Annotated in this window: 6 protein-coding genes; 4 read left to right on the plus strand and 2 right to left on the minus strand. The window is 61.2% G+C overall.

The features are described from left to right. A partial coding sequence (locus VGG64_07555; GenBank protein ID HEY1599441.1) for a DUF1549 and DUF1553 domain-containing protein occupies positions 1 to 2,263 on the plus strand: 2,263 nt, incomplete at its 5' end. A 9-nt stretch (positions 2,264 to 2,272) separates the two neighbouring features. Next, a complete protein-coding gene (locus tag VGG64_07560) occupies positions 2,273 to 3,685 on the plus strand; it encodes a DUF1501 domain-containing protein (protein ID HEY1599442.1) in 1,413 nt (470 codons plus the stop codon). Positions 3,686 to 3,765: 80 nt separating this feature from the next. Here the strand turns inward: VGG64_07560 and VGG64_07565 are convergent, their stop codons facing one another. Both VGG64_07565 and VGG64_07570 read right to left on the minus strand, forming a co-directional pair. Next, positions 3,766 to 4,038 (minus strand): hypothetical protein, encoded by a 273-nt coding sequence (locus tag VGG64_07565; protein ID HEY1599443.1) that lies wholly within the window; start codon positions 4,036 to 4,038, stop codon positions 3,766 to 3,768. Positions 4,039 to 4,627: 589 nt separating this feature from the next. Next, entirely contained in the window at positions 4,628 to 4,777 is a 150-nt protein-coding gene (locus tag VGG64_07570; GenBank protein HEY1599444.1) for a hypothetical protein, read from the minus strand. A gap of 50 nt (positions 4,778 to 4,827) precedes the next feature. On the opposite strand from VGG64_07570, the gene cynS reads away from it, so the two are divergent. Further along, positions 4,828 to 5,271, plus strand: coding sequence for a cyanase (cynS, locus tag VGG64_07575; GenBank protein ID HEY1599445.1), 444 nt, complete (start codon positions 4,828 to 4,830; stop codon positions 5,269 to 5,271). Positions 5,272 to 5,631: 360 nt separating this feature from the next. After that, positions 5,632 to 6,990 (plus strand): NAD(P)/FAD-dependent oxidoreductase, encoded by a 1,359-nt coding sequence (locus tag VGG64_07580; GenBank protein ID HEY1599446.1) that lies wholly within the window; start codon positions 5,632 to 5,634, stop codon positions 6,988 to 6,990. The last annotated feature ends 307 nt before the right edge of the window (positions 6,991 to 7,297 follow it).

The following is a 7,297-nucleotide window of genomic DNA, read 5'->3' on the forward strand; positions in this document are numbered from 1 at the left end:
TCCCGACGACCTGATGCCGCCCGCCGATTCGAACAAGAAGCTCACGGCCCGGCAGAAAGAGATTCTCCAGCGGTGGATCGCCCAGGGTGCACGTTATCAGCAGCACTGGGCCTACGAGCCGCCGGTAAAGGCGGCGATTCCTGCCGGCCAAAACGGTGTCGACGCTCTGCTCGAAAAGCGGCTTGCCGAGATCGGCATGAAGCCTTCGCCGGAGACCGATCGCCGGGCGTTGATCCGCCGATTGTATTCGGACTTGCTCGGGCTGCCTCCGACACCGGAAGAGGTGCAGGCCTTCTTGAGCGACGCGTCGCCGGGGGCCTACGACGCGCTGGTCGAGCGCGTGCTGAAGAATCCGCATTACGGCGAGCGGATGGCCATGGGTTGGCTGGATTTGGTGCGGTATGCCGACACGATTGGCTATCACAGCGACGTACCGCGCAATGTCTGGCCCTATCGTGACTGGGTCATCCGGAGTTTCAACGACAATAAGCCCTTCGACCGCTTCACGCTGGAGCAGATTGCCGGCGACCTGCTGCCCGACGCCAACCGCGAAACACGGATCGGTTCGGCCTTCAACCGCTTGCTGCTTTCGACCGAAGAGGGAGGAGCCCAAGCGAAAGATTACGAAGCGCGCATGTTGACCGACCGTGTGCGTGCCATCGGCGCCGCGTGGATGGGCCAGACGACCGGTTGCGCACAATGCCACGATCACAAGTTCGATCCCTTCACGACGCGCGACTTCTACTCGCTGGGCGCCTTCTTTGCCGACATCCAGGAGCCGATCGTGGGCCGTCGCGAAGACGGCATGATTGTCGGCACGTCGGAAGAGGAAAAACAACTGGCGGATCTCGACGCGGCATCGGCCGATGCAAAAAAGAAATTCGAGGCCATCGTCCCACTGCTCGAAGCGGCACAGCAGCAGTGGGAAGCCGATCTGGTCAACTATGACGTGACTTTGCCCGAGCTTGCGCCGGATTCGAAAGCGAGCCCCGCCGACAAAAAGCTCGCCGAGCAAGTGACCGAGTTGCTGAAGAAAGAGGTGCCGGCGCGCACGGCGAACGACAAGCAGCAGCTACAAAACTATTTCCGTGGCAAAGCGACAAAGCTCTATCATGCCGAGCGCAATCAAGTGGCCGAGACCGAGCGGCAGCGCAAGGACTTTTACGAGTCGCTGCCCAAATGCCTGGTCAGTGTCAGCAGCGCCAACAAGCGGACCGTGCGCATTCTGCCGCGCGGCAACTTCATGGACGACAGTGGCGAGGTGATGAAGCCCGCGCTACCCCACTATCTGCCGCAAGCGAAGGTCGAGGACCGCGACTTGAACCGGCTCGATCTTGGCCAATGGCTGGTCGCGCGCGACAACCCGCTCACGGCACGCACGGTGATGAACCGCGTTTGGAAGCAGTTTTTCGGGGCCGGTTTGAGCAAAATGCTCGACGACCTGGGAGCCCAAGGGGAACCGCCCGCGAATCCGGTGCTGCTCGACTGGCTGGCCTGCGAGTTCGTTGATAGTGGATGGGACATGAAGCACATGGTGCGCACGATCGTCAGCAGCGCCGCCTACAAGCAAGTTTCCACGCCGACGGCCGAAATGCTGGCATCGGATCCCTATAACCGTGAATTTGCACGGCAAAGCGCACTGCGCATCGACGCCGAGCTGGTGCGCGATAACGCGTTGGCGATCGCCGGGCTGCTATCGCTGCAAATCGGCGGCCCAAGCGTAAAGCCGTATCAACCCGACGGCTACTGGGAGAACCTGAACTTCCCACCGCGGCAGTACGCCGCGGACGCGGGTGCGAACCAGTACCGGCGCGGTCTCTACACGTGGTGGCAGCGTTCGTTCCTTCATCCCAGCCTGCTGGCGTTCGATGCGCCGAGCCGAGAAGAGTGCTGTGCCGAGCGCAATCGTTCCAATATTCCGCAGCAGGCGCTGGTGCAGTTGAACGACCCGACCTACGTCGAGGCGGCACGCGTCTTCGCCGCACGAATTATTGGCGAAGGGGGAGCGGCGACCCCGGACCGGCTGACCTGGGCGTGGCAGCACGCGTTGCAACGCAGTCCGCGAGCCGAAGAGATCGCCACGGCCAGCGAACTTTTGGCTCGGCATCTGGCCGATTATCGACAGAACGCGGAAGCCGCGGCCGCACTGGTCAAGATCGGCAACGCGCCGGTCGCCGACTCGCTCGATCGGGCAGAACTGGCCGCCTGGACCCATGTGGCCCGAGTGCTTTTGAATCTCCACGAAACCATCACGCGAATGTGATCAGACTTCATGCACATCTCACCCCTGCCGGCGATCTCACGGCGTGTCTTTATCAAATCGGTGCAAGGCTTGGGGGCCGTGGCACTGGCGTCGCTCATGCGACCGTCGTTGCTCGAAGCTGCGCCGACGCGCGGCGCGCTGGCCTCGCTGCCGCTGCCGCAAAAAGCCAAGCGTGTCATTTGGCTATCGATGGCCGGCGGACCCTCGCATCTGGAGACGTTCGATCCCAAGCCCAAATTGGGCGAGATGGATGGGCAACCGATGCCGGAAAGTTTCACCAAGGGGCAACAACTCGCTCAATTGCAAGGAGCGAAGCTGTCGTGCTTCGGACCGCAGCACCCGTTCGCAAAGTTTGGCCAGAACCAGACTGAGATCTGCGAGCTCTTCCCGCAGATTGGGTCGGTGATCGACGACATCTGCCTGATCCGCTCCATGACCACCGAAGCAATCAATCACGACCCGGCGCACATGTTCATGAATACCGGCTCGCAGATCGCCGGCCGGCCCAGCATGGGATCGTGGATTACGTATGGCCTGGGCAGCGATGCCGAAGATTTGCCGGGCTTCGTGGTGCTCACGTCGCTGGGCCGGGGAGGCCAGAATCAACCGATCGCCGCGCGGCAATGGAGCTGCGGTTTCCTGCCGAGCCGCTATCAAGGAGTGCAGTTGCGATCGAAAGGCGACCCGGTCCTGTATCTGAGCAATCCTGGGGGTGTCACGCGTGAGCAGCAAGGTGCCGACGTCGGAGCCATCAACGCCCTCAACCACCAACACGACGCACTGGTCGCCGATCCTGAAATCGCCACTCGGATCGCACAATATGAAATGGCGTTCCGGATGCAGGCCAGCGTTCCCGAGCTGATCGACATTCGCAGCGAATCCGCCCAGACGCTCGAACTCTACGGCTGTCAGCCGGGCGACGGCTCATTTGCCTCGAATTGTTTGTTGGCCCGGCGGCTTGCCGAACGCGGCGTGCGGTTCGTCCAACTCTATCACAAAGACTGGGACCATCACGGCGGCGTGAAGGAGGGGATCGCGCTGAAAGCGCAGGAGATCGATCGTGCCTGCATGGCCCTGATCACCGACCTCAAGCAGCGCGGCATGCTGGAGGACACGATGATTGTTTGGGCCGGCGAATTCGGCCGCACCCCGATGTCGCAAGGCAACGGCCGCGACCATCACAACAAGGCAATGTCGGTCTGGCTGGCCGGCGGCGGCATTCGCGGCGGCATCGTCCATGGCGCGACCGACGAGTTGGGTTACGCGGCCGTCGAGAACGTGTGCACCGTGCACGATCTGCACGCCACGATGCTACACCAACTTGGCATCCAGCACGAAGCCTTCAGCGTCAAGTTCCAGGGGCTCGACGCCAAGCTGACCGGAGTGGAAGGTGCCAAGGTCATCCAAGCCATTCTGGCCTGAGCGACGCCTGGGGCTCGACTGACGACAGGCCAAGCCCGGCTCCTTCTGCCATCGGCGAACATTGACCGGCGGAAGGCTCGTCACTTGCTGATTGATTCGGGCAGCAATGCGGCACGTTCGTTGTGATAATCCAGCATGTGGATCACCAAGCGCTGGAGAGGTACGTTTTCGTTGCGCCCCAGATCGCGCGTAACGACAAACTCCCAAGCGTCGGTCCGAACGGCGTCTAAATAGCCTTTGAATCCACTCCGCTTGATGACGATCGGAATGCCGGCGCCGGCGAATCGCGCCTGTAATTCGTTGACGCCGAGAATCGAGTCGGCAGACCAAATGCTTTCACCTTTTTTATACATGCTTGCGTCGCTCCTGCTCGCGCGGACTGCTGCACACATGCCGGAACCTTATTTTGCGCGGGAACTGTATCACGATCTTTGAAGGCGCTCAATGTCAGATTTGTGCGTTCCGGCGATGCGGTCACCTCGCTGGCCACCTGCTGCCAAGCTGCAAACCTTGTTCCGCACGGAACGCCGTTCCCGCGCCCGTTCGCTGGCGACTCGGCCCGAGTCAACGGCAGTCGCGGCCGGGCCATCCGCGGTCAGGGGGGGGCAGCTGAGTGCTTGGCGGGGCGTAGGTGACTGCAGGGATCGGGCCTTGTTTTCTCGAACTGCGGGAATTGTCGGGCCAACCCCTCAAGTTCGGGCTCTCTTGGCACGGCAAGGGACCGATCGGCAGCGGACGCGTTCCGCTCGAACTGGGCGATCGACACCACATCGGACGAACGGCCGCGCGTCGTCGAATCGGCGACTGCAATCTGTGGCTCGCATTGTCGCGGACGTCGCGCATAAACCCATGCTCTGTTGCTCGAACTGAGCGAGGACACGCACCGGCCGGAATTCCAACGACGAACAGAGCAATTGGAGCCCCTGTGCTAGTCGCGAGCCATCATTCCAGAACGAAAGCACCACATTGAATGACTCCGTCGTTCTCTAGATCGTCGACGGTCACGGGACTGATGTCACGATGGAACCGTGGCTCGTAATTGAAGACTAAAATTGCAGAGCGTACATTCATCTCGTCGAGCAGTCGTCGCACGGGATCTCACCCGTCCCGCAAAGCATCACCGAATTACAGGAGTTCAAACCATGACGCGAAACGAAGCGACCGAGCGGATTCTGGCCGCGAAGCTGGATAAGGGACTAACGTTTGCCAAGATCGCCGAAGCGGTCGGGCGGCATCCGGTGTGGGTGACAGCGGCGCTGATGGGTCAGCAGACCATGTCGGCCGACGAAGCGGAAAAGGCCGTGGCCACGCTCGGACTGGGAAAGGACGTCGCCAAAGCGCTGCAGGAAATCCCTACTCGCGGATCTTTGGATGAGGCGGTGCCGGTCGATCCCACGATCTATCGGCTGTATGAAATCGTGCAGGTGTACGGCACCACGATCAAGGCCCTCGTCCACGAGATGTTTGGCGACGGCATCATGAGCGCGATCGATTTCGAAATGGACATCAAAAGGCGTGAATCCCCCAAAGGAGATCGCGTCGTAATCACGCTCGACGGAAAGTTTTTGCCTTACCACAAGTGGTAGCGGTCAATGACGGCGGGTGCCCCGTCGTCACGCGGCTTGGCGCGGCAGGCCTCCGGCGCAAAGCGGCGGCCCGGTGGGCGCCGAGCCCGAAGAAGTGACTTGTCGAGGGAATCGCCGGAGCCGCGGCGTCCCCGCAGAAATTGCCTTCCGCGTAATTGCTGTTTTGACGGGGGCGGCGAGATTTCGACTTTATCGGACGGTGTGCTGTCGCTCGGTGGTTGAGCCCAGTACGCCTGATGGTTGAAGAAAACTTGGCAAATCGGCGGTCTGGATCTGTACATTTCTGCAGATTCTGCTTAGCTAGCCTGCGGGCCGAGCATTCTTTAGGGCCAGGGTTTTGTTACTCGCGAGGAACACGGCATGAGCACCGACTCCCAAAGCAAGAGAAACCGCATCGTAATACTCGGGGGCGGCTTCGGGGGAGCCTACACGGCTCGCCACCTGGAGAAGATTTGCAAACGCCGGCCGGAGGTCGAAATCGTTCTGGTGAGTCAGAACAATTTTCTGCTCATGACTCCGCTGCTCTTCGAGGTATGCTCCGGGACGCTGGACATGCGCGATTGTGCTTTCCCCATCCGTGCGTTCTTGCGCACGACGCGGTTTGCCGAGGCCAGCGTTCATCGAGTTGACCTGGAGCGGCGCGTCGTTCATCTGGTTGGCGGAACTGAAACCGGCGAGTTGGCGTACGACCAACTGGTTCTCGCCTTGGGCGCCATGACAAATCAGCAAATGATTCCCGGATCCGAACACGCATTCACGTTCAAGACGCTTGCCGATGCTCTGCTGCTGCGCAATCGAATCATCGAAAGCTTTGAGCGAGCCGCGGTGGAGCTTGAGCCGGAACGCAAGCGCCGGCTGCTCACGTTCGTGATCATCGGTGGCGGACTGGTCGGCGTGGAGCTGATAGGCGAATTGACTGCGTTTGCCGACGAGATCGCGCCGCTATACAAGCGAGTCAATCGCAACGAGGTTCGCTTCGTCATGCTTCAAGGCGCCGAACGCATCATGCCGGAAATGAACCCCACGTTCGCCGATTACGGCATGCGGGTACTCCTCCAGCGGCCCGGGGTCGAGATTCGGACCCAAACGCGAGTGGGCGCCATCGAGCCCGGCAAGGTCCACTTGCCGGAGGAGACCATCGAAGCGGGGACCATTATCCTGGCAGCGGGCATCGTCCCCAACCCGATCGTGGCCAGCCTGCCTGTGCCGAAGGACAAACATGGTCATATCCTGGTTGACGCCACGATGCGTTGCAAAACCAATCCAGAGATTTGGGCGATCGGGGACTGTGCTTCGATCCCAGGCCCGGACGGCAAACCCTATCCCAATCTGGCCCAGCATGCGCTGCGAGAAGCGAAAGTCCTGGCTGGCAATCTTGTGGCCGTGCTGGATGGCAGCCCGCCCCGGCCGTTCGTCTACGACAACCTCGGAATGATGGGCTCGCTGGGACACGGCAAGGCATTCGGCCAGCTCCTCAAGGCGCGCGTTCGTGGCGTACCGGCGTGGTTGGTGCGGCGCACGTATTACTTGCTTCAGATGCCGGGATGGCCCCGTCGGCTGCATATCATGGCCAACTGGGCTTTTGCGCTCTTTTTTCGGCCGGACCTCGTCAAGCTCAACCTGGACAGCGAAGCCGCAATGCTGCTGCGCCATCGTGTGGACGAAAAACTTCAAACGGTCGACGAGGAACCATCGGCGGCACCCGCAAAGACTTCCTAAGCCGCCGCTGACTCACTGGGCGCCCGCCGTGTCCACAATCAGCCAGGTCCGATCGGAAAGCCAGGTGGGGGACCTTTCCCCGCCTTTGCTTGATTGGCGGAAGACGGGATCGACCCGCGCACGGCCAACCGGACAGACAGGATCATTTTCCCGCGCGCCCTGGGGGCGAGCGGCGAAAGCCCGCCACTTCGCGACGGGTAGTCTTTCATTGCGGACGAGGTTAAGATCGATCCCGCCTGCTTTGTCCGGTTTTGATTGCCTGCAATCGGGGAAAATCGGAGATCGGTAGTGGCCGCAACATGGGGCA

Source organism: Pirellulales bacterium (assembly GCA_036490175.1).
Classification (GTDB): Bacteria; Planctomycetota; Planctomycetia; order Pirellulales; family JACPPG01; genus JACPPG01.